Origin of the sequence: Gillisia limnaea DSM 15749 (assembly GCF_000243235.1) — a bacterium.
GTDB lineage: Bacteria > Bacteroidota > Bacteroidia > Flavobacteriales > Flavobacteriaceae > Gillisia > Gillisia limnaea.
The window spans coordinates 2,584,112-2,605,631 of the sequence record NZ_JH594606.1; the positions used below are offsets into that span (position 1 = coordinate 2,584,112).

Sequence of the window (21,520 nt, forward strand, 5' to 3'; positions counted from 1 at the left end):
ATAGATTTGTTTTCCCCTTATTTAATGTATAAAGGGTATTTTATCAAAAAACTACGGGTATATTGATAGTCTTTTATGAAAATATACTTTTTGATTACTAAATAGCTACCTGGAAGAGTGAAATTTAGCAATGTTTTAAGGTCATAAAGAAATATTTCGGCGTTTAAATTAACCATTTTAGCTTCTTGTTAAAACCTAATTATGAAGTATCTTTGCACCAATTAAAAAAATGCTTTTTTGAGTAATACAAGCGTACATACCCCTTCTGTATCAATACTTTCAGATTTTAAGGAACTCACTAAAATGCGACTTGCAATTAGTGTTGTTTTTTCATCTGTAGCCGGATATTTTCTGGGTGCGGAGGTTGTTGATTTTGTTACGGTTTTATTGCTTGCAATAGGCGGGTATTTTATGGTTGGAGCTTCCAATGCCTACAACCAGATAATTGAGCGGGATTTGGATGTCTTGATGGACCGCACAAAGAACCGGCCCATTCCCGGGGGAAGAATGTCTGTAAATACAGCATTTACAATTGCTAGTGTTTTTACTATACTGGGACTTATAGTTCTTTATATCATAAATCCTAAAACAGCGATGTTTGGTGCTATAAGCATTTTTCTATATGTAAGTGTTTATACTCCATTAAAGACCAGGACGCCCTTATCTGTTTTTGTGGGAGCTTTTCCCGGAGCAATTCCATTTATGTTGGGATGGGTAGCAGCAACCAATGAATTTAGCATAGAGCCGGGAACTTTGTTTATGATCCAATTCTTTTGGCAATTCCCGCACTTTTGGGCTATTGGATGGTGGCTGTTTGACGATTACAAGAAAGGTGGATTCTTTATGCTTCCTACAGGGAAAAGGGATAAAGGAACCGCAGTACAGATTATTCTCTACACGATCTGGACAATTTTAGTTTCCCTTATTCCTGTTTTTGGAGTCACCGGGAAACTTTATTTAACCCCTGTCTCCGGAGTTATTATTTTAATGCTGGGATTAGGGATGTTGTATTATGCTTTCAATTTGTACAATAAGCGGGATGCCAAAGCGGCAAAAAAATTGATGTTTGCCAGTGTGTCTTATATCACACTGCTTCAAATAGTATATGTATTAGATAAATTTATAAGAGGATGGATTTAACACAAGGAACAACAGAGGAAAAAATAGGACGGGCAAAAAAAATGATGCTTTGGTTTGGCATTGCAAGCATGGTAATGATGTTTGCAGGTTTAACCAGTGCTTATGTAGTAAGTAAAAGTCGTCCTGACTGGATCACGGATTTTCAACTTCCGGCATCGTTATATTGGAGCACTGTGGTAATTGTAATAAGCAGTTTGACTTTTATACTTGCCAAAAAAAGTATAACAGACGGTAATAGAAAGAATGCCACATTCTCCTTGCTTGCGACTCTTGGATTGGGAATAGCTTTTGTGGTTTTGCAGTTGGAAGGTTTTTCTGAAATAATTTCTTCAGGATATTATTTTACTGGGAGTGAAAGTACGGTCACCACATCCTTTATTTATGTACTGGTTTTGGCTCACCTTGCCCATTTGGCAGCGGGTCTAATGGTTCTTTTGGTTGTAATTTATAACCATTTTAAACAACGCTATAAACCGGGGCAAATGCTTGGAATAGAGCTGGGTGCGACCTTTTGGCACTTTCTTGATGTGCTCTGGGTGTACCTGTTTGTGTTTTTATATTTCTTTAGATAATAAATTTACGTATTTTTGCGCATCATATAAATTCAATATCTCCATATGGAAGCTACTGTTATTAGAACAGGTACCGAGGGTAGAACCTGGGGCGGTGGAAATGAGCCGTTAAAGGCCAGTTACGGCAAAATGATGATGTGGTTTTTCATCGTTTCCGATGCACTTACATTTTCCGGATTCCTGGCGGCTTACGGTTTTTCAAGATTTAAGTTTTTGGACTCTTGGCCAATCGCCGATGAAGTCTTTAATCACTTTCCTTTTTTACACGGCGTAGATGCTCCAATGTATTATGTAGCGTTAATGACGTTTATTCTTATTTTCTCCTCTGTAACGATGGTGTTAGCAGTAGATGCCGGACATCAGATGAAGAAAGGGAAAGTCACTTTTTATATGGGACTAACAATCATAGGAGGATTGATATTCCTTGGCTCACAGGCATGGGAATGGAAAAATTTTATACAGGGTGAATATGGTGCGGTTACAACAACCGGGGGAAATATCCTGCAATTTGTAAATGCAGATGGAAAGAGGGTATCAATTGGTGATATTGCTGTTCCTATGGCTTCAGAAAGAGATGTAACGGGAAATAATTCCGGGATCTGGTTTAGTGAAGGAGAGTCTTTGCCAAGCGTTTCCCTGGAGGAAGTAAAAGCTGGATTTCTTGCAAATAATAACCTGCTAATTCGTACACAACAACTGGATGAGAACGGTCATAAAACGATTCTTTCCAGGGAGGAATCCATACAGAAATTAAATGTTGAAGGCAAAGGAATTGTGGAAGGTGCTAACCTGAGTCAAAATGAATACGGAGTTCCTTTATTCGCCGATTTCTTTTTCTTTATAACTGGTTTTCACGGATTCCACGTATTATCTGGAGTACTTATAAATATCCTAATATTCTTTAATATCATCCTTGGAACTTATGAGCGAAGAGGAAATTATGAAATGGTGGAAAAAGTTGGGTTGTACTGGCACTTTGTAGATTTGGTGTGGGTATTCGTATTTACTTTCTTTTATCTGGTATAATTCTGAAAAAATAAAAAATGGCACACAGTTCTTCACACACACATGAATCTAATACCAAAAAAATTTGGTTGGTTTTTATATTGTTATCCGCAGTTACCCTTGTGGAGGTGATTCTTGGGATTATAAAACCTGCTTTTTTAACCGAAACCAATTTCTTAAGCATGAAGTTGCTTAACTGGATCTTTATAATTCTCACAATATACAAGGCGTACTATATTGCCTGGTCCTTTATGCACCTTGATGGTGAAACCAAAGGCCTGAGACGTTCCATTGTTTGGACCGCGGTATTCTTAATTAGTTACCTGATATTTATCTTATTAACAGAAGGTGATTATATTTACGAGGTTTTTAAAAATAATCACGTAGCCTGGGACTTTTAAAAGTTAAAAATTCTTGAAAATGCGGTTTTTAAAAACCGTCTTTTTACTTTTGTGCTTCCTAATTACGGTGTTCCCATGAAGAAGTTTCTTGTACTTGGTGTATTGTTTTTACTGCCCATTTTAGCTTATCTCTTTTTTTCTTCCGGTGTAAACCATTTTGCCAAACTTCCCATTTTAACCAATCAGGTTAAAGATGTCAATCATTTTCAAACCAATCAGGATTCGGCTGTTTCCTTTCAGGATAAAATTAGCATCGTTGCTTTTTTTGGAAATGATCCGGATGATCTAAAAGGAAATACTTTTAACCTTGACCAAAAGATCCTTGAGAAATTCTACCAATTCAAAGATTTTCAATTTGTAATTGTTTTACCGGAAGATGCCCGACCACAGGCTCAAAAGTTTATAAAAGATTTTTCAGCAGTTACCAACTCGGGTTACTGGAAGATGGTTTATGGAACTCCTAAAGAGGTAAGTGAGGTTTTTAATAGTTTTCAAACCAATCTTCAGCTTGATGAAAATCTCCAGACTCCGTATGTCTTTATAATAGATAAAGACGAAAACCTGCGGGGACGTGATACCGATGAAGACACAGGAATGCTTTATGGATATGATTCCAGATCTGTTTCTGAACTCAATAACAAAATGAATGATGATGTTAAGGTTATCCTAGCAGAGTATAGATTAGCCCTTAAAAAATATAATAAAAAAGAGGAAAAGTAGCTATGAAAAATTCATCCTATATAGGAATTTCCCTTATCATACTTATTTTTGGAATCATTTTTATACCAAGAATAATAGACCGGATAGGAGGCGAGGACATAGTAAAATCTGACAGGCTTAATGTGCAAACTAAAAAAGGAGATCCTTCAGAAGTTGCGTATATTATTCAATATGAAGAAAAGAAACGGGTTCCAGAATTCGAATTCATAAATCAGGATGGAGATACTATTACAAATAAGGATTATTTAGGGAAAGTATACGTGATAGAGTACTTTTTTACAACCTGTCCTTCTATTTGTCCAATTATGAATGAAAATCTTATCTCGGTTCAAAATGAAATTGATAATGAGGAAGACTTCGGGATTGTTTCCATTACTATTGATCCAAAACATGACACCCCGGAAGTTTTAAAAGAATATGCTAAAAATTATGGTGTTACCAATCCCAATTGGAATTTTCTGACCGGTGACCGGGAGAAAATTTATGAAATGGCCAATCGCGGATTCGGGATTTTTGCCGATGAGGATGAAACCGTTCCCGGTGGGTTTGCACACTCAGGCCTTTTTGCTCTTATTGATAAAGAAGGCTATGTGCGTTCCAGACTTGATAAATTTGGAAATCCAATAATTTATTATCGTGGATCTGTGGAGCGGAACAAATCTGTAGTAGAGGGAGAAGAGGAGCCGGAAATAGATATTCTTATTGAAGATATTAATAAACTACTTCAAGCAAAATGGCTGTAGCAAAAATTGATAAAATTGCAATCCCTGCAATAATTACCGTTTCCGTGGTAGTTCCTGTTTTGGTTTTGATACTTATGTATCTTCCTGAACGTTATAATTTATTTGGAACTCAGTCCGGAACCTTTCCGTTTTTCCATGCGGTTTTAAACGGTTCAACTGCATTGCTGCTTTCATTTGGATTCTATTTTATGACTATAAAAGAGTACAAGTGGCATCGAAATTTTATGATTACGGCTTTTGTGCTTTCTGCGATATTTCTGGTGAGTTATGTGATTTCAAAAATAAGCAACGATCCCGTTCCCTATGGAGGAGAAGGAATTTTAAGATATATTTATTTCTTCATTTTGATCACGCATATCGCTCTTTCTGCGATTATTGTTCCCCTGGTTTTGTTTACAATGTACCGTGGTTTAACCGGGCAATATGAAAAACATGCAAAAATAGCCCGATGGACCTTCCCAATTTGGCTGTATGTTGCCATAACCGGAGTGCTGGTTTATATATTTATGTTGCCATATTATTAAAAAGTGGTAAGCTTCTTCTGAAAAATCGTTAAATTTGAAGAGGAATTAATTTGATTTTTTATGAGATTTAAAATAATTTTTTTCACCATAGGATTGATCTTCCTGCCCACATTGGTAGAGGCACAGTGTGCTATGTGTCGCGCAGTACTTGAAAGCGAAGGTTCTGAAGCTACCGCTCAAGGTATTAACGATGGAATTGTGTATTTAATGATATTTCCTTATGTGCTTATTGGTGGAATTGCATTTTTCATCTACCGCTCTTTCAAGAAGAAAAAAACTTCCAATTCTTAATTGTTTTTTATTTCTTTTAAATAATTCCTCAAACTTCCGTAATTCATTTTCCTTTTTTTCTTCATTCATAAACTTTGTAGGAGGCCTGGTTTTCTATTCCCCTCTACAGTGCTGAATACTTCTTAACATACAGTTAAAATTTAACTTTTTTCTAACATTTTATACTGTAACATTTTTTGATTTAAGTGGTCTTATGTCTGTACTATTCTAATTTTTTTTTAAGAATTGCTATAATTTTTCATTATGATCGAAATTAAAGACTTGCATAAGTCCTATAAAATGGGAAGCAATTCCATTCATGTTTTGAAAGGCATAAATTTTAGTGTAGCTGAAGGTGAATTGGTTGCTATTATGGGTTCCTCGGGTTCTGGTAAATCAACCTTGCTGAATATTCTGGGAATGCTGGATGAAGCCGATCAAGGTTCTTATACCTTGGATGGACTGGCTATTAAGAATTTGAATGAAAAAATTGCAGCTCGCTATCGAAACAAATTTTTAGGCTTTGTATTTCAGTCTTTCAATTTGATTAATTATAAAAGCGCACTGGATAACGTGGCTTTACCGTTGTATTATCAGGGAGTAAAGCGGGGAGAGCGAATAGATATAGCAATGAGTTATCTTGAAAAGGTTGGGCTGGCAAACTGGGCTTCTCACTTGCCTAATGAACTTTCCGGAGGTCAGAAACAAAGGGTTGCGATTGCCCGGGCGCTGGCATCCAATCCAAAAGTTTTGCTTGCCGATGAGCCTACAGGGGCTTTAGATACCAAAACTTCCTATGAAGTAATGGATTTGATCCAGGGGATAAATGATGAAGGCCGGACCATTCTTGTGGTAACTCATGAACATGATATTGCCCAAATGACCAAACGAATCGTAAATCTTAAGGACGGTTTAATTATAGATGATACAAGGGTAAACCAGGTAAGAGCTTTGAGCAATGTTTGATATAGAAAGATGGCAGGAAATATTTGAAACGATCAGCAAAAACAAACTGCGGACGTTTCTCACAGGGCTTTCTGTTGCCTCGGGAATTTTTATTCTGGTTATTCTCCTGGGAATTGGAGAAGGCATGAGGAATGGAATTTCCAGAGAGTTTGAACAGGATGCTGCCAATGTCATGTACGTCTACACAGGTGTAACTTCCAAGGAATACAAAGGATTGAATCCGGGCCGGCAGATCACCATGAAAAATGATGATTATGGCTACATCAGCTCTAAGTACAATGATGAGCTGGAATACAAATCTTCTATTTACAGGATTTGGAGCGGGCTTGTGAATTATAAAACCGAATCTGGCTCCTACAGGGTAGAAGGGGTTTGGCCGGATTATCAGTTTCTGGAAAATGCTTCTATGACTAATGGGAGATACATCAACTATACAGACCAAGAGAACTTCGAAAAAGTTGTGGTGATTGGAAACAAGGTAAAAACAGATCTTTTTAAAAACGGAGAAAATCCCATTGGAGAATATCTCCAGATAAGCAATATCAACTTTAAAGTAATTGGTGTTTTTACAGATCCCGGAGGAGAACGGGAAGAAACCCGTGTATTTTTACCTTTATCTACCGCACAGCTTGTTTTTGGGGGCGGTAACGAAATTAGAAACCTTTCCTTTACTTTAGAAAAAAAGGACAATTTTAAAGAAGCCCTTGCAGAATCTGAACAGTTTACTGCAGAAGTTTCTACTTACCTTAAAGAAAAGCACACGATTGCTCCAGATGATATAAGCGCCGTTAACATCAACAATTCTCTTGAAAACGCCAAGAGATTTTATGATTTGATGGATATGATCAAATTCTTTTTCTGGGGAGTTGGGATCTGTACCATCATTGCGGGGGTAGTTGGTGTGAGCAACATCATGCTTATCATTGTCAAGGAGCGAACCAAAGAGATCGGGATTAGAAAAGCTCTTGGTGCAGAGCCTGTTTCCATTATAGTGATGGTACTTCACGAATCTATTTTTATCACTACAATTGCCGGATTTGTAGGCCTGATCTTTAGCCTTGCGTTGCTGGAATTTATCGGGCCAATGATAGAAACCCAGTACATCACTAACCCTTCTATAAACTTTGCGGTTGCACTTTCAACAGTTTTTATTTTAATACTTGCCGGGGCAATCGCGGGATTTTTTCCAGCCTGGAGAGCAGCCAGAATTAAACCAATTGTAGCTTTAAGAGACGAATAATATGTTTAGCAGAGATAACTGGAGCGAAATTATAGAAGCCCTGACCGCAAACTGGTTCAGGACTGTGCTTACGGCCTTTGGTGTATTATGGGGAATTTTTATCCTTGTGATCCTTTTGGCAGCCGGGAAAGGCCTTGAAAATGGAGTGAAGAAAGATTTTGGAGGAATGGCCACCAATTCTATGTTCATGTGGGCTCAAACTCCCTCCAAGCCTTACAAAGGATTACCTAAAGGGAGGCGTTATAATTTTAAAACATCAGATGTAGCAGCTATAAAACAAAATGTACCCGATTTAAGATACGTATCCCCCAGAAATCAGTTGGGAGGTTTTGGAGGTGCAAATAATGTGGTACGTGGTTTAAAAACAGGTGCATTTAATGTTTATGGTGATTATCCGGAGGTAATCATGCAAGAGCCTATGGATATTACCTCGGGGAGGTTTATCAACTATTCTGATATCAAGGATAAACGAAAAGTGGCAATTATTGGTGAGGGAGTTCGCAAGGATATGTATGAACCGGGGGAGGAAGTAATTGGCTCCTATATCAAGATCAATGGAGTCAATTTCATGGTCATAGGGACTTACAAGAAAAAAGGTAATAATAACGGGAACGCTGAAGAAGCTCAAAAACAGATATTCGTTCCTTTTACAGCTTTTTCTCAGGCTTTTAATATGGGTGAAACTGTGGGATGGATGGCAATAACGGCCAATGATGGGTCCTCAATAACCGAACTTAAAAGCCAGGTTTTTGATATTATAAAATCAAATCACTCCATTCATCCTGAAGATGACCGTGCCATTGGTAATTTCGATTTATATCAAGAGTTCAGCAAAATAAACGGTTTATTCGTGGCTTTAAAAGCAGTTGCTTATTTCGTTGGAATACTGGTATTGCTTTCCGGAATTATTGGAATTAGCAATATCATGCTTATTGTGGTAAAGGAGCGCACCAATGAGATAGGGATACGCAGGGCGCTGGGAGCAACTCCATGGGCAATTCGCGGACAAATATTGATGGAATCCATCTTTTTGACTATAATTTCAGGGATGGCAGGAATTGCTCTTGCAACAGGAATAATAGCACTAATCAATTATCAACTTCAGGGGATGGATACTTCAGAAATGATGTTTTCAAATCCCAGTGTAGATTTGGGAGTGGTAATAACTGCACTTACAATTTTAATAATATCGGGTTTACTGGCAGGATTAATACCGGCACAAAATGCTATAAAGATTCAGCCGGTAGATGCTTTAAGGACGGAATAAATAAATTAACTCAACTCAAAAATGAAAAAAACTGTCACTGTAGTCATACTTTTAGTAATTGCGATAACCTTCGTGGGAGCTTTGTATTACCTCTATCAGAAAAATCAGGAAAACCCTGTTGTTTATGCAACAGAAACGCCTTCCAGGCAAACCATTATTAAGAAAACCGTAGCTACAGGAAGCATAGTTCCCAGGGAAGAGGTATTGATTAAACCGAATATTTCAGGGATCATAGATGAGATCTATATTGAAGCCGGGCAAAGGATTAAGGCAGGAGACCTAATTGCGAAAATTAGGGTAATTCCGAATGTTTCTACCTTACAAAGTGCAAAGGATGCGGTTACCACTGCCAAAATAAATCTCGATAATGAGAAGAAGATGTTTGATCGCCAAAAAGCTTTATTTGATAAGGGGGTGATTTCCTTAAATGATTTTGATAATGTTCAGGTATCCTATCAAAGGGTACAACAAACCTATAGATCGGCACAACAAAATTTTGAAATTGTGCGCACAGGAACCACAAGTGGACTTGGGAGTGCTGCAAATACTTTAATTCGCTCTACTATCGATGGAATGGTGCTGGATGTACCGGTAAAAACAGGAAATCAGGTTATTGAAAGCAATAACTTTAATGATGGTACTACCATAGCTACCCTCGCCGATGTCAATAAAATGATCTTTGAAGGAAAAGTTGATGAAAGCGAAGTTGGAAAGATTCGGGAAGACCTTCCGTTGGAAATTAGCATTGGCGCTATAGAGAATAAGACCTTTAATGCGGTTTTAGATTACATCGCTCCAAAAGGGATCAGTGAAAATGGCGCTATTCAGTTTGATATTGAAGGAACCTTAAACAAATCGGATACTACTTTTATTCGTGCCGGGTTAAGTGCTAATGCCTCTATAATTCTTGAGCGAGTAGATAATGCGCTGGCAATTAAAGAGGCCCTGGTTCAATTTGATCCCAAAACCCAAAAACCTTTTGTGGAAGTAGAATCGGGAGATCAGGAATTCACCCGAAAAGAAATTGAATTGGGAGTAAGTGATGGTATTTATGTTCAGGTTTTGAATGGCATTTCAGAAAATGATAAAATTAAGATTTGGAACCAAATTAAGCCTGCTCAACAATTTACTGCGAACTAGTTTCAAATTATTCTGTAACAACTTTCCAATTTGTTAGACATGTATTTTACAAGCACAATTATGAGAAAAATAATTTTTTTAGCCTGTTTCCTTTTTATAGGTATTTATACGCACGCTCAGGAAAAGCGATGGACACTTCAGGAATGTGTTGCCTATGCCCTGGAAAATAATATTTCAGTAAAACAATCGGAACTTGATGTGGAAGCTTCAGCAATTGACAGATCTGATGCTATTGGTAATTTTATACCTTCGCTAAGTTCACAAATGAGTCTTACCAGCAACAGCGGTTTAAGTATCAATCCAACCACTAACCGTTTTGAAAATACCCGTTTCACCTCTTTTTCTGGTGGAGCTACCACAGCCTTAACTATTTTCGACGGGTTGAGGAATTACAGGCAGTTTCAGCGATCTAAACTCACCCAACTGGCAAGTGAATATTCCCTGGAGTTGATGAAGGATGATATAGCCCTTTTTGTTGCAAACTCTTATTTACAGGTGCTGTTCAACAAGCAAAGTCTGGAAGTTTTGATCTCTCAAAATGCGGTTACCACAGAGCAACTGGAAAGAACTCAGGAATTGGTAGATGCAGGAGTACTTCCATCTGGAGATCTTCTTGAAATAGAAGCTACCAATGCCAATGAACTACAACGTATGGTGGTAGCCGAAAACAATATAAAAATATCCCTTATCAGTTTAGCGCAAACACTTCTGATAAAAGATTATGAAAACTTTGATATCGCCGAAGATGATTATGATGTTTTTGGAGCAGAAATCCTTACCAAAACCCCTTCAGAATTAATTGAAAGAGCACGGGAGGAACGCTTTGAAATAAAGGTAGCAGAGGAGAACAAAAAGATCGCTGAAAAAGATGTTGAAATAGCCAGGGGTGCTTACTGGCCTACGATTAATGCGTTTTTTAATTACAATACCAGGTATGCCAATAATGATCCCTTTAGCCGGGATTTTACCACCCAATTATATGAAAATGATGGAACTACTTATGGATTGCAATTGAATATCCCTGTTTTAAACGGATTTGCTGTGAGAAACCAGGTGCAACGTAACAAGGTGAATGTTCAACGTGCCGAATATCGTTTGGAACAGGCAGAGTTGGACCTTGAAGCAAATGTTTATCAAGCTTATGTAGATGCAAAAGGAGCCTTTAGGTCTTACGAAGCTGCCCTGGTGGCATTAAATGCACAGGAGCAGGCTTATTCTTATGCTACAGAAAGATTTGACGTAGGTTTAACCAATGGTTTCGAATTTAGTCAGGCTAAATCCAGACTTGAAAATGCACAAACAGAGGTAGTAAGAACCAAATACGATTATATATTTAAATTGAAAGTGATCGAGTTATACTTCGGAATTCCGGTAACCGATCTTAAATTTTAGACCATGAAGAAAAAAACACTCATTATTATTGGTGTTATTGCAGTTGCGCTTATTGTAGTACTTATTGCAGGTAAAAAAGCAGGATGGTTTGGAGCATCTGGAAATATTAAGGAAGTAGAGATCACTAAGATTGAACCCATCCAAATTGTTGAAACCGTTTCGGCTACCGGAAAGATTCAGCCAGAGCTTGAAATTAAACTTTCTTCAGAAGTTTCCGGGGAAATTATCGAACTTCCCGTGGTAGAAGGACAGTTGGTGGAAAAGGGCGATTTATTGGTACGTATCAATCCTGATATTTACCAATCCAGCTTACAACGTTCCCGCGCTGGATTACAAAATGTTCGTGCAAATTATGCACAGGCCGAAGCAAATTTAAGGGAAGCAAAGGCAAATTATGACCGGAATAAAACCCTTTTCGAAAAAGGGGTTATCTCCAAGGCAGAATGGGATCGTGCAGTTGCAGCTTTTGAAGTTGCAGAGGCATCAAAAAATGCCGCATATTATAGTATGCAAAGTGCTGCTGCCACCGTGACCGAAGCTACAGATAATCTTGCCCGAACCAGTATTTTCTCACCTATGCGTGGGACCATTTCAAAACTGGCAGCAGAACTAGGAGAAAGAGTGGTAGGAACCCAGCAAATGGCGGGAACCGAGATTATGAGAGTGGCGAATTTAGCCAGTATGGAAGTGGAAGTGGATGTGAATGAAAATGATATTGTAAAAGTAGCGGTGAACGATTCTACCATTGTAGAAGTGGATGCCTATTTAAAAAGAGAATTCAAAGGTATAGTTACCGAAATCTCAAATTCTGCCATAGAAGGATTAACCGCAGACCAGGTTACCAATTTTAAAGTTAAGGTGAAAATCCTTGAAAGTTCCTATGAAGATCTATTGGAAGGGAAGCCGGAAAATTATTCACCTTTCCGACCGGGAATGACGGCAACGGTTGATATAATTACAAGGAAAAGGGATAATGTGATTGGGGTGCCTATTAGTGCTATTGTGATTAGGAATGATACAACTTCAACTCCCGGAGGGAAACCGGCAGATATTGCGACCGATAAAAAATTTGAAACTGTTTTTGTAAAGGATGGAAATCTGGCTAAATTGCGGGTTGTAACCACGGGAATCCAGGATAATAGAAATATAGAAATAGTGTCTGGCTTAAAAGAAGGAGAAACCGTGATTACCGGACCATATAACACCGTAACAAAGAGTTTAAAAGACGGGGATGAAGTTAGTGCTGGTACAAATAAAACACCTCCTTCAGAATAAAAATAAAAAAATTTGAATATACTTTGTATAGAAACTGCTTCTACGAATTGTTCTGTTGCACTTGCTAAGAATGGAAAGTTACTTGCCTTAAAGGAAGATTACAACAATGGATTCTCCCATGCGGAAAGGCTTCATATTTTCATTCGGGATATTTTGGCCGAAAATGATATGCAACTTTCCACCCTTGATGCAATTGCTGTTAGTAAAGGTCCGGGATCCTATACAGGGCTTAGAATTGGCGTATCTGCAGCTAAAGGATTATGTTTCTCCCTTGGGATCCCACTTATTTCCGTTTCTACTTTAACGGCTTTAGCTTATCAGGTAAAGGAAAAAGCTTTGGTTATAACAATGCTTGATGCCAGGAGAATGGAAGTGTATTCTGCAGTTTTCGACAAGGAAAGGAAACAGGTACAGGATACGAGTGCAAAAATCCTTGATGAAACTTCCTATCTTGACAATTTAGAAAATGGCCCAGTGTATTTTATTGGAAGTGGAGTGACCAAGTTTAAGGAGATATGCAGGCACCCCAACGCTAATTTTATTGAAGGAAAACTTCCTTCAGCAAATCAAATGGTTCAACTGGCCATATCTAAATATAAAATAAGCGACTTTGAAGATGTCGCTTATTTTGAACCTTACTATTTAAAGGATTTTATGGCCGGATAAGTTTATTTACCCGTAATTTCATTGATTTCTTTCGCATCTTTAGAATGATTAAAGAAATGTACATCCCGTTGTGGGAAAGGAATTCCAATTCCGGCGGCTTCCAGCCTGCTTTTTGCTTCTTCAATAGTAAACCAGTGGCAACCCCAGAAGTTTTCATTTAAAGCCCAAAATCTTAACGAAAGATTTACAGAACTGTCTGCAAGTTCAGCTACTACAACCTGTGGTTCCGGATCTTCCATGATCCCTTCCTGTTCTCTCATAAGATTTAGTAAGATGTCTTTAGCTTGTTTGATATTGCTGTCATACGATATTCCTATGGTAATAGAGTCTTTACGTTTACCTTCAACCGTATAATTTATAATTTCATTATTGGTTAAATCCCCATTTGGGATAATGGCAAGTTGGTTTCCAAAAGTAATGAGATAGGTATAAAAAAGAGAGGTTTCCTTTACAGTTCCGGACACATCTCCAGCTTCAATCCAGTCACCTATTTTAAATGGCTTTAATATTATAATTAGTACACCTCCGGCAAAGTTGGATAAAGAACCCTGTAAGGCAAGTCCTATTGCAAGCCCGGCGGCACCAACAACTGCAATAAGGGAGGTCGTTTGAACACCGAGCTTCCCTATAAAAACAATAAATAAAAGGATTTTCAAAGTCCAATTAATCAGGGTAATAATGAAGTTTTCCAGCGTTTTATCGTAGTCTTTTTTCTGAAAAATTTTGCGGGTATATCGCAGTATGATTTTAATGATCCAAAGACCGAGTACTAATATCAATATGGCCGCGAACAGGCTGGGTAAGAAGTCTATAAGTTTTGAAAGATAACTATTAGCAAGTTCGCTCCAGTTGTCTATTTGATCCATGATTTTTGAATTTTTACAAAGGGAACATTTTCACCAAAAAGAAGGGAATATTTTATGTTTAAATTTTGTTAATATTGTTCAATCCCACATGGAGGTTTTAATTCGCCAGGGAGCATTCTGACTTAATTTTATGAATTATTAAATAATTAAGTTAATTCAAAGGAAATTTTTAGGATTACTCGAAACTCTGTAATATTTTCTCCGGTAACCAGCGCTTTTTGTTCCTTTACATAAACCGATTTTATATTTTTTATGGTTTTTGAAGCGCTTTTTACCCCATTTCTGGTGGCTTCTTCCCAACTGTCTTCTGAAGTTGCGATGACTTCAATTACTTTAATTATTGACATCCCTATTTTGGTTTTTATGATTATTAAACAATTGCACTAGTAAGGTACGAAAATTTAATTCCACCAGTGGGTTTAATTTCCCTACGCCAGCCACTCCCATTTTGGATGGATTTGATCGAAATTCTGGATATTCTTTCTTATACATAACTTGTGTGCTTTTGCCAATGATTTCTGGGGTTTAAAAGGCGTTGTTAATTTATCTTTCTTCTTAAAGTTTTAATAACTTTGAAAAGTCTTTTTTTAAAATTTAAATACGAACATTTGTAGGAGTAAAGGGGCAATATGGAAAATGTTTATATCTTGATGTTGATTGCCTTATTTACCTTGGCGATTATTGATTTGGTGGTAGGTGTAAGCAATGATGCTGTAAACTTTTTAAATTCTGCCGTAGGCTCAAAAGCAGTACCTCTTCGCAAAATTCTTATCGTTGCCAGTATAGGGGTAGCAGTAGGAGCCGTTTTTTCCAGCGGACTTATGGAAGTTGCACGCGAAGGGATCTTCATCCCTGGAAAATTTCATTTTGAGGAGATCATGATCATCTTTTTGGCGGTAATGATCGCAGATGTAATCCTATTGGATTTTTTCAATTCGTTGGGGCTTCCAACATCAACAACAGTTTCAATAGTTTTTGAATTACTTGGAGCAGCGGTATTTGTGGCCCTTATAAAAATATATTATTCTACAGGAGATTATGAGACTTTATTTACATTCATAAACACTTCAAAAGCAACCCAAATAATTATTGGAATACTGCTTTCTGTTGTTATTGCTTTCACTCTTGGTTCAATTATTCAATATTTTTCCAGGTTGATCTTTACTTTCCAATACGAGAAAAAATTAAAATACATTGGGGCCATATTTGGAGGGCTTTCATTTACTGCATTGCTTTATTTTATTTTAATGAAAGGGATTTCAAGCATTTCTTTGGTTCCTCCCGATTTTCTGGATTATGTAAAAAATAATTCTTTGATCATCGTGATCTCCGGATTTTTGCTATTTACGGGAATATCCCATGTAGCCATTACACTGTTTAAAGTAAATATTCTTAAAACAATTATCGTAATTGGAACTTTCGCCCTGGCACTTGCATTTGCAGGAAATGATCTGGTAAATTTTATTGGTGTACCTATTGCGGCCTGGCAGTCCTTTGAGATCTGGCATGCGGCTTATCAGGCAACCGGAGTATTACCATCGCAGTTATTGATGAGCGGATTGTCCGAAGAGGTGAGTACACCCATCCTATTTTTAATTCTTGCAGGTCTTGTTATGGTAACAACCCTTTGGTTTTCCAAAAAAGCCATGCGGGTTACCCAAACCGAAATCAAACTTGCCAGGCAGGAGGTTGGAGATGAACGTTTTGAGCCCAATTTTTTCTCGCGCGGGATAGTTAGATATTTTATTATTGTTGGCAATGTTTTTCAATCCCTTATCCCGGATTTTTTATCTCAAAAGATGAGTTCCAAATTTAATAAGGAAACGGTGCCTGTCGATGAAAAGGGGCTTGAAGTGCCATCCTTTGATCTAGTGAGAGCTTCCGTAAATCTTGTTGTGGCCAGTGTTTTAATATCCATGGCAACAAATTTAAAATTACCATTATCAACTACCTATGTTACTTTTATGGTAGCTATGGGAACTTCTTTTGCAGATGGTGCCTGGGATAGGGACAGTGCTGTCTTTAGGGTAGCGGGTGTTTTAAATGTAATAGGTGGGTGGTTTGTTACTGCTTGTACAGCATTTTTAGGGGCAGGACTTTTTGCAGTTATCATTTACTTTGGTGGAATTATAGCCATTGCTATTCTGGTATTGCTTGCCGTGATCCTAATTGTTCGAAGTACTGTACTGCATTCCAGGAAACTGAAAGAAGAAAAGAAACGAAAGCGTTTTAAACGGAGCGATATAATTACCATTAACGAAATTACTATTGAGTCTTCTCAGAACATTTCCAGTGTGATAGGCAGAATTAATAAAATGTACACCAAAACTGTAGACAGCCTTGGACTACACGATTTAAATAAACTAAAAAAGAGTAGCAAAGGAATTGAAGAACTAGAGTTGGAGATTGATGAGTTAAAGGGGAATATTTTCTATTTTATCAAATCGCTGGACGATGAATCTGTGGAAGCAGGTAAATTCTATATCCTTATTTTAGATCATTTACAGGATATGGTACAATCCATTGGTTTTATAACACGAAACAGTTATAATCACGTTCACAATAATCACAAGAACCTGAAATTTAACCAAACCCGCGATCTAAAAGCCATAGATACTAAAATGCAGGTGTTATTTGATGATATTAAACTCATTTTTGATTCTCACAGTTTCAGCAATATAGATAATGTAATTGCAGAAAAACGAGTATTGCTTGAGAATGTTTCAGAGTTAATTCAGCGACAAATCGACAGAATTCGAACTACGGAAACCAGTCCGAAAAACTCTAAGTTATATTTTGGATTATTGCTGGAAACAAAAGATTTGATTAGCTCAACGATGAGTTTGCTTCAGCTTTTTCAGGAATTTCATAAAGAAGCGAAGCAAACCAACTATTGATCTTATTTTTTTGAAATTAATCCCTCATCGAAGGTTTAACCAGCCTGTCCGTCGGGCAGGTTCCCGGTCCCGATAGCTCGGGATACCTCCAATTTTTAAAACGGATTCTTGATTTATCCATTAACCGCTTCCACGTAATCCACTTTACCCTGAAGCATATCGCGCATCATGGTTTCAATTCCATTTTTTAAGGTTGCAGTAGACGAAGGACATCCGCTACAGGCTCCCTGTAATATAACCTTCACTGTTTTGGTTTCCGGATTGTAAGAATCAAAGGTAATATTTCCCCCATCGCTGGCTACTGCGGGCTTAATATATTCATCTAAAATGTCTATAACCTGCAAAGACACCTCATCCAGATCTTTAGAATTCGATGCTGTCTTTTGGGAAGTTTTGGTTGCTGTCTCTACAGATTCCTTTAATAAAACCTCCTTGCCTTCCTGAAGATAATTTCTTATAAACTCTCTTATTTCTATGGTAATGTCGTTCCATTCGGCCATGTCATATTTATTGACAGAGATATAATTCTCATCCATGAAAACTTCTTTAACAAAAGGCAGGTGAAACAAGGCTTTGGCTAAGGGTGCATTTGCCGTAGAATCTATATTTTTGAATTCGGCAGGTGCTATAACCAGTTTTTTATTGGCTACAAACTTCATTACCGAAGGATTGGGAGTGCTTTCTGCATAAACAGTTACAGGAACTACTTTTTTGGACGGCTCGCTTTCAATGTTAAGAATTACACCTCCCTCGTTGAGGAAATCCTTAAGCTGGTTTGCCACTTCTTCCTGTACATCTTCCCATTCTATGATATTAAACTTTTCAATAGCGATAAAATTCTGCGCGATAAAGACGGTTTTTACAAAGGGTAGATGAAATAATTGTTGCGCCAATGGGGATTTTGAGGCTTCTTCTATATTTCCGAATTCAAAACTTTCATGACGGGTCAAAAACTGGTTGGTCTCAAATTTTACAATCGCGGGATTGGTTGTAGGATGTATATGGATGGTATATGGATTCATACTATAAATTTTCCTGCAAAATTACTAAAACAAACTAGGCTAATCTATATATTTACAATTGATATTAAATTTATGTTTATAAGCTTTCCTTATATTTGGAATTGTTGCACTTTTTTGAAAGGATATTTCTCTTCCCAGGGATGTTAAATAATTTAAATGAAACCATTTTTCGCGATAATTTTTACTCTTGTCTTGATTTTTTCTACAAAATTAATTGCACAGGAAGTAATTCCAACCTATTCTGATTATTTGACCGATAATCTTTATTTGCTGCATCCGTCTATGGCTGGTGCTTCAAATTTCAATAAAATTCGTCTAACCGCGAGACAGCAATGGTTTGACGTTGATGATGCACCTACTTTACAAACCCTGAGCGTTCATGCCAGGACGGGGGAGAGGATTGGTTTAGGTGCAATTGTTTTTAACGATCAAAACGGGAATTATTCGAAACGTGGGGCTTATGCTACTTTTGCCTATCACTTGCTTTTTTCCAGAAGTGAACTGGATCTAAATCAATTGTCTTTTGGTATAAGCGGCGGAGTGGTGCAGCATAGTCTTGATCAAAGTGGTTTTACAACTTTTGACCCTATAATTGGGGGTGGGAATTCTTCAGATATTTATGGGAATGTAGATGTAGGAATGTCCTACTATTATCTTGATTTTTTTGCACATCTTACCGCAAAGAATATTCTTTCGGTAAAAAGAGAGTTATTTTATTCAGATGCGGTGCCCAGCAATCAGCGGAAATACCTCTTTTCTGCCGGATACGTTTTTGGCATGGGAAACAGTGAATGGAGTTATGAGCCTTCGGTGTTATTTCAATTAAGGGATCAAGCTTCAGAAAAAAATATAGATGCAAATTTGAAGGTCTACAAAAGTCTTGAACTGGGCGGACTTTGGGGTGGATTATCCTACAGAAGAAGTTTTGAAGGTGCAGAATATACCACGGATGGAGTTGAGGTTAAAAATCAGCAATTACAATATCTCACCGGTTTTGTTGGGTTCGATTACAAGCAATTTCTTGTTGCATATACCTATTCTCATCAAATAAATTCACTTGTTTTAAGCAATGCAGGATTTCATCAAATTACCCTGGGTTATAATTTTGGGGAAAACCGTGCACGTTATGATTGTAAATGCCCGGCGATTAATTAGAATTCATCAAAAATCCATATAAGAAACCTCTATCGATGGATTGATAATTTCTCCTACAAGGTTGGCAAGAACTTCCGGATTTGTATTGCTGAATAATTTGTGTTTTGAAACTTGCCCGGAGGTATTAAAGAGATCAAATCGCTCTAAAATTCTTTTTGTTTGTCTGGCTACAGCTTCACCTGAATCTATTATTTTAACACTCGCGGGAAGGATCTCCTTCAGTTTTGGAGTTAAATAAGGATAATGACTGCATCCTAAAACGAGGTAGTCTATTTGAGCTTTAAGCATTGGGTCTAAAAGATCGCGCAAAAGGGATTCCATTTCAGGGCTGTCTTTTTTTCCTTCCTCGATTAATTTCACCAATCCAACTCCCACTACTTCGATTATATTGATGTTGCTTGCATATAATTCTGAAGTTTTAGCAAAGAGTTTGCTGGTTAAAGTGCCTTTGGTTGCAAGTATTCCAATAGATTTTCCAATGGAATTTGTTGCAGCGGGTTTGAGAGCGGGTTCTATTCCTATAAATGGAATTGAATAATTGGTTCTTAGGGAATCTATTGCATTTGTGGTAGCAGTATTACAGGCGACCACGATTAACTTAGCTCCCATTTCAATTAATTTTTCTGTGTTTTTCCTGCTCAGGCTGATGATTTCAGTTGCGGGCTTTTCTCCATAGGGAGCATTCCTGCTGTCTGCAAGATAAATGCTATTCTCGTTGGGAAGAAGCTGCGTGACTTCTTTCCAAATGGAAGTTCCGCCTACCCCGGAATCAAAAAAACCTATTGGAGCTGTATTGTTCATTTGATACAAAAATAAAAACTGCGCCCGGATAGAGCGCAGTTTAATAAATTATATTTCAGAAATATTACATTCCCAATTCTTTTTTAACATCTGCCATTAGATCATATCCATCAGCCATAATCACTCCCGAACCATTTGAAGAGTCCAATACGTAATCATACCCTTTTGCTCTTGCAACTTTTTGAATCGCAACACGTGCTTTTTCATAGACTGGTTTTAGCAAATCAAGTTCTTTCTTTTGAAGATCCTGTTGTGCATTTTGACCGTGCTCCTGGATTCTTCTTTGTGTGCTTTGTAATTCCTGAGCTCTTTTAGAGTTTTCTTCTTCTGTCTTTGTAGGAGCTTCAGACTCATAGCGCTGCATTGTTTTTTGAGCTTCCGTCATCATATCGCGAATCTCAGCATCGTAGGTTTTTTGCAATTTTTCTAATTGAGCCATTGCGTCTTTATAAGCAGGAAGTGTTTGTACCAGCTCTTGAGAAGCAACGTGTGCAATTTTTGATTGTGCATTTGTAAAAGCAGTGGCTCCAAGGGTTAAAGCTACGGCTATAAGTAATGTTTTGAATTGTTTCATTTTAAAAATATTAAGGGTTAAAGTGTTAATGGTTTTCATTATTAATTATTATTAGGTTCATTTTCTTTTTCTATCCTTTGTTTGCGAAGGTTGTCTATAGAGTCTTTTTTGCGCTGTCGCTCTTCCAGAACTTTTGCTCTTCGTTCCTCAAATTCCTTTTGTTTCACTGCCCGGATGGAATCGCGGTCTTTTTGACGTTCTTCTATGTAAGCTTCTCTTTCTGTTTTTGCATTTTCAATAGCTTGTTTCTTTTCAGTAACTACAGCATCTTCTTCCACAGTTCGATTTTCTTCTACCTCCATTTGAGCGATTTCATCTTTGGAACTCAATTGTTCCCTGCCGGCTGCACGGGTGATAATTCTTAAAACCTGATCACTTATATTATGTCTCTCTGCTGAAAAAACCATGCCAACGTTGGAAGTTCTGTCAAATATGAAATCATAATTTCTTTGAACTCCTATTTCCTGTAAAGCATTGAAAACCTGATCCTGTATTGGTTGTATCAATTGCTTTTTTTGGATTATCAAATCTCCGTTAGGTCCAAACCTTTTTTGCTGATATTCTGCAATCTTTGATTCTTCAAAAGCTATGGTAGTTTCGCGTTCTTCAATTAATTCTTTTGTAAGCAATGCTCGCTCCTGCTCAAGTGCGATTTTCATTTCCTCTACCTTTTTCAAATCTTTCTCCAATTCTGTTTTCCACTGCTGAATTCTTCCATCCAGCTGCACAGAGGCTTCTTTATAATCGGGAACATTAGCCAAAATGTATTCCATATCGATATAAGCAATTCTGTTGGGTTTTTGAGCCTGGATTTGCGTTGAAAAACCTATCAATAAAACAAGTGAAAAAATAAATTGGCCTTTCATAATATCAATGTTAGAAAT

At 37.4% G+C, this 21,520-nt stretch carries 23 protein-coding genes; 17 read left to right on the forward strand and 6 right to left on the reverse strand.

What is annotated here, in order from left to right:
• Positions 1-237: 237 nt before the first annotated feature.
• The 15 genes from cyoE (at position 238) to tsaB (ending at position 13,321) form a co-directional block, all read left to right on the forward strand.
• A complete protein-coding gene (gene cyoE, locus GILLI_RS13215) occupies positions 238-1,140 on the forward strand; it encodes a heme o synthase (RefSeq protein WP_006989619.1) in 903 nt (300 codons plus the stop codon).
• Positions 1,131-1,712, forward strand: a complete 582-nt coding sequence (locus GILLI_RS13220) for a cytochrome c oxidase subunit 3 (protein ID WP_006989620.1) — start codon at positions 1,131-1,133, stop codon at positions 1,710-1,712. Before cyoE ends, GILLI_RS13220 begins: the two co-directional genes overlap by 10 nt.
• Positions 1,713-1,757: 45 nt before the next feature.
• Positions 1,758-2,738: a cytochrome c oxidase subunit 3 gene (locus GILLI_RS13225; protein ID WP_006989621.1), complete on the forward strand. Its 981-nt coding sequence runs from the start codon at positions 1,758-1,760 to the stop codon at positions 2,736-2,738.
• A gap of 17 nt (positions 2,739-2,755) precedes the next feature.
• Entirely contained in the window at positions 2,756-3,118 is a 363-nt protein-coding gene (locus GILLI_RS13230; RefSeq protein ID WP_006989622.1) for a cytochrome C oxidase subunit IV family protein, read from the forward strand.
• 75 nt (positions 3,119-3,193) lie between these two features.
• Positions 3,194-3,838 carry a hypothetical protein gene (locus GILLI_RS13235; RefSeq protein ID WP_006989623.1) on the forward strand — a complete coding sequence of 215 codons (645 nt, stop codon included), beginning with the start codon at positions 3,194-3,196 and terminating at the stop codon, positions 3,836-3,838.
• Between the two features lie 2 nt (positions 3,839-3,840).
• Positions 3,841-4,581, forward strand: coding sequence for an SCO family protein (locus GILLI_RS13240; RefSeq protein ID WP_006989624.1), 741 nt, complete (start codon positions 3,841-3,843; stop codon positions 4,579-4,581).
• The gene (locus GILLI_RS13245; protein WP_006989625.1) at positions 4,572-5,105 is read left to right on the forward strand and encodes a DUF420 domain-containing protein; all 534 of its coding nucleotides are present in this window, start codon (positions 4,572-4,574) and stop codon (positions 5,103-5,105) included. The genes GILLI_RS13240 and GILLI_RS13245 overlap by 10 nt, the downstream gene beginning before the upstream one ends.
• 60 nt (positions 5,106-5,165) lie before the next feature.
• On the forward strand, positions 5,166-5,396 hold the full coding sequence (locus GILLI_RS13250; protein WP_006989626.1) for a hypothetical protein: 231 nt from the start codon (positions 5,166-5,168) through the stop codon (positions 5,394-5,396).
• Positions 5,397-5,639: 243 nt separating this feature from the next.
• Positions 5,640-6,341 (forward strand): ABC transporter ATP-binding protein, encoded by a 702-nt coding sequence (locus GILLI_RS13255; protein WP_006989627.1) that lies wholly within the window; start codon positions 5,640-5,642, stop codon positions 6,339-6,341.
• On the forward strand, positions 6,334-7,581 hold the full coding sequence (locus GILLI_RS13260) for an ABC transporter permease (RefSeq protein WP_006989628.1): 1,248 nt from the start codon (positions 6,334-6,336) through the stop codon (positions 7,579-7,581). Before GILLI_RS13255 ends, GILLI_RS13260 begins: the two co-directional genes overlap by 8 nt.
• A gap of 1 nt (position 7,582) precedes the next feature.
• Positions 7,583-8,848, forward strand: a complete 1,266-nt coding sequence (locus GILLI_RS13265) for an ABC transporter permease (protein ID WP_006989629.1) — start codon at positions 7,583-7,585, stop codon at positions 8,846-8,848.
• Between the two features lie 21 nt (positions 8,849-8,869).
• Complete coding sequence (locus tag GILLI_RS13270; RefSeq protein ID WP_006989630.1) at positions 8,870-9,988, forward strand: efflux RND transporter periplasmic adaptor subunit; 1,119 nt, start codon at positions 8,870-8,872, stop codon at positions 9,986-9,988.
• Positions 9,989-10,048: 60 nt separating this feature from the next.
• Positions 10,049-11,380, forward strand: coding sequence for a TolC family protein (locus GILLI_RS13275; RefSeq protein ID WP_040506654.1), 1,332 nt, complete (start codon positions 10,049-10,051; stop codon positions 11,378-11,380).
• 3 nt (positions 11,381-11,383) lie between these two features.
• Positions 11,384-12,655: an efflux RND transporter periplasmic adaptor subunit gene (locus tag GILLI_RS13280; RefSeq protein WP_006989632.1), complete on the forward strand. Its 1,272-nt coding sequence runs from the start codon at positions 11,384-11,386 to the stop codon at positions 12,653-12,655.
• A 12-nt stretch (positions 12,656-12,667) separates the two neighbouring features.
• The gene (gene tsaB, locus GILLI_RS13285; RefSeq protein WP_006989633.1) at positions 12,668-13,321 is read left to right on the forward strand and encodes a tRNA (adenosine(37)-N6)-threonylcarbamoyltransferase complex dimerization subunit type 1 TsaB; all 654 of its coding nucleotides are present in this window, start codon (positions 12,668-12,670) and stop codon (positions 13,319-13,321) included.
• A 2-nt stretch (positions 13,322-13,323) separates the two neighbouring features.
• Here the strand turns inward: tsaB and GILLI_RS13290 are convergent, their stop codons facing one another.
• Both GILLI_RS13290 and GILLI_RS13295 read right to left on the reverse strand, forming a co-directional pair.
• A complete protein-coding gene (locus tag GILLI_RS13290; protein ID WP_006989634.1) occupies positions 13,324-14,187 on the reverse strand; it encodes a mechanosensitive ion channel family protein in 864 nt (287 codons plus the stop codon).
• A gap of 146 nt (positions 14,188-14,333) precedes the next feature.
• Complete coding sequence (locus GILLI_RS13295; protein WP_006989635.1) at positions 14,334-14,534, reverse strand: dodecin family protein; 201 nt, start codon at positions 14,532-14,534, stop codon at positions 14,334-14,336.
• 282 nt (positions 14,535-14,816) lie between these two features.
• Between GILLI_RS13295 and GILLI_RS13300 the strand changes: the two genes are divergently transcribed.
• The gene (locus GILLI_RS13300) at positions 14,817-17,084 is read left to right on the forward strand and encodes an inorganic phosphate transporter (protein WP_006989637.1); all 2,268 of its coding nucleotides are present in this window, start codon (positions 14,817-14,819) and stop codon (positions 17,082-17,084) included.
• A gap of 113 nt (positions 17,085-17,197) precedes the next feature.
• Here GILLI_RS13300 and GILLI_RS13305 read toward each other — a convergent pair whose 3' ends face one another.
• Positions 17,198-18,106 (reverse strand): NifU family protein, encoded by a 909-nt coding sequence (locus GILLI_RS13305; protein ID WP_006989638.1) that lies wholly within the window; start codon positions 18,104-18,106, stop codon positions 17,198-17,200.
• A 156-nt stretch (positions 18,107-18,262) separates the two neighbouring features.
• Here GILLI_RS13305 and GILLI_RS13310 point away from each other — a divergent pair, with 156 nt between their 5' ends.
• Positions 18,263-19,261, forward strand: coding sequence for a PorP/SprF family type IX secretion system membrane protein (locus GILLI_RS13310; protein ID WP_006989639.1), 999 nt, complete (start codon positions 18,263-18,265; stop codon positions 19,259-19,261).
• Between the two features lie 6 nt (positions 19,262-19,267).
• On the opposite strand, the gene murI is transcribed toward GILLI_RS13310, so the two are convergent.
• The 3 genes from murI to GILLI_RS13325 form a co-directional block, all read right to left on the reverse strand.
• Positions 19,268-20,062 (reverse strand): glutamate racemase, encoded by a 795-nt coding sequence (gene murI, locus GILLI_RS13315; protein WP_006989640.1) that lies wholly within the window; start codon positions 20,060-20,062, stop codon positions 19,268-19,270.
• Positions 20,063-20,126: 64 nt separating this feature from the next.
• Positions 20,127-20,636 carry an OmpH/Skp family outer membrane protein gene (locus GILLI_RS13320; RefSeq protein WP_040507058.1) on the reverse strand — a complete coding sequence of 170 codons (510 nt, stop codon included), beginning with the start codon at positions 20,634-20,636 and terminating at the stop codon, positions 20,127-20,129.
• Between the two features lie 41 nt (positions 20,637-20,677).
• The gene (locus GILLI_RS13325; RefSeq protein WP_006989642.1) at positions 20,678-21,502 is read right to left on the reverse strand and encodes an OmpH/Skp family outer membrane protein; all 825 of its coding nucleotides are present in this window, start codon (positions 21,500-21,502) and stop codon (positions 20,678-20,680) included.
• Positions 21,503-21,520 lie beyond the last annotated feature (18 nt).

What these genes read in the sequence shown, in the direction of transcription:
- GILLI_RS13220 (WP_006989620.1), top strand. Translation starts at nt 1,131, where the DNA reads ATGGATTTAACACAAGGAACAACAGAGGAAAAAATAGGACGGGCAAAA.
- GILLI_RS13225 (WP_006989621.1), top strand. Translation starts at nt 1,758, where the DNA reads ATGGAAGCTACTGTTATTAGAACAGGTACCGAGGGTAGAACCTGGGGC.
- GILLI_RS13230 (WP_006989622.1), top strand. Translation starts at nt 2,756, where the DNA reads ATGGCACACAGTTCTTCACACACACATGAATCTAATACCAAAAAAATT.
- GILLI_RS13235 (WP_006989623.1), top strand. Translation starts at nt 3,194, where the DNA reads ATGAAGAAGTTTCTTGTACTTGGTGTATTGTTTTTACTGCCCATTTTA.
- GILLI_RS13240 (WP_006989624.1), top strand. Translation starts at nt 3,841, where the DNA reads ATGAAAAATTCATCCTATATAGGAATTTCCCTTATCATACTTATTTTT.
- GILLI_RS13245 (WP_006989625.1), top strand. Translation starts at nt 4,572, where the DNA reads ATGGCTGTAGCAAAAATTGATAAAATTGCAATCCCTGCAATAATTACC.
- GILLI_RS13250 (WP_006989626.1), top strand. Translation starts at nt 5,166, where the DNA reads ATGAGATTTAAAATAATTTTTTTCACCATAGGATTGATCTTCCTGCCC.
- GILLI_RS13255 (WP_006989627.1), top strand. Translation starts at nt 5,640, where the DNA reads ATGATCGAAATTAAAGACTTGCATAAGTCCTATAAAATGGGAAGCAAT.
- GILLI_RS13260 (WP_006989628.1), top strand. Translation starts at nt 6,334, where the DNA reads ATGTTTGATATAGAAAGATGGCAGGAAATATTTGAAACGATCAGCAAA.
- GILLI_RS13265 (WP_006989629.1), top strand. Translation starts at nt 7,583, where the DNA reads ATGTTTAGCAGAGATAACTGGAGCGAAATTATAGAAGCCCTGACCGCA.
- GILLI_RS13270 (WP_006989630.1), top strand. Translation starts at nt 8,870, where the DNA reads ATGAAAAAAACTGTCACTGTAGTCATACTTTTAGTAATTGCGATAACC.
- GILLI_RS13275 (WP_040506654.1), top strand. Translation starts at nt 10,049, where the DNA reads ATGAGAAAAATAATTTTTTTAGCCTGTTTCCTTTTTATAGGTATTTAT.
- GILLI_RS13280 (WP_006989632.1), top strand. Translation starts at nt 11,384, where the DNA reads ATGAAGAAAAAAACACTCATTATTATTGGTGTTATTGCAGTTGCGCTT.
- GILLI_RS13290 (WP_006989634.1), bottom strand. Translation starts at nt 14,187, where the DNA reads ATGGATCAAATAGACAACTGGAGCGAACTTGCTAATAGTTATCTTTCA.
- GILLI_RS13295 (WP_006989635.1), bottom strand. Translation starts at nt 14,534, where the DNA reads ATGTCAATAATTAAAGTAATTGAAGTCATCGCAACTTCAGAAGACAGT.
- GILLI_RS13300 (WP_006989637.1), top strand. Translation starts at nt 14,817, where the DNA reads ATGGAAAATGTTTATATCTTGATGTTGATTGCCTTATTTACCTTGGCG.
- GILLI_RS13305 (WP_006989638.1), bottom strand. Translation starts at nt 18,106, where the DNA reads ATGAATCCATATACCATCCATATACATCCTACAACCAATCCCGCGATT.
- GILLI_RS13310 (WP_006989639.1), top strand. Translation starts at nt 18,263, where the DNA reads ATGAAACCATTTTTCGCGATAATTTTTACTCTTGTCTTGATTTTTTCT.
- murI (WP_006989640.1), bottom strand. Translation starts at nt 20,062, where the DNA reads ATGAACAATACAGCTCCAATAGGTTTTTTTGATTCCGGGGTAGGCGGA.
- GILLI_RS13320 (WP_040507058.1), bottom strand. Translation starts at nt 20,636, where the DNA reads ATGAAACAATTCAAAACATTACTTATAGCCGTAGCTTTAACCCTTGGA.
- GILLI_RS13325 (WP_006989642.1), bottom strand. Translation starts at nt 21,502, where the DNA reads ATGAAAGGCCAATTTATTTTTTCACTTGTTTTATTGATAGGTTTTTCA.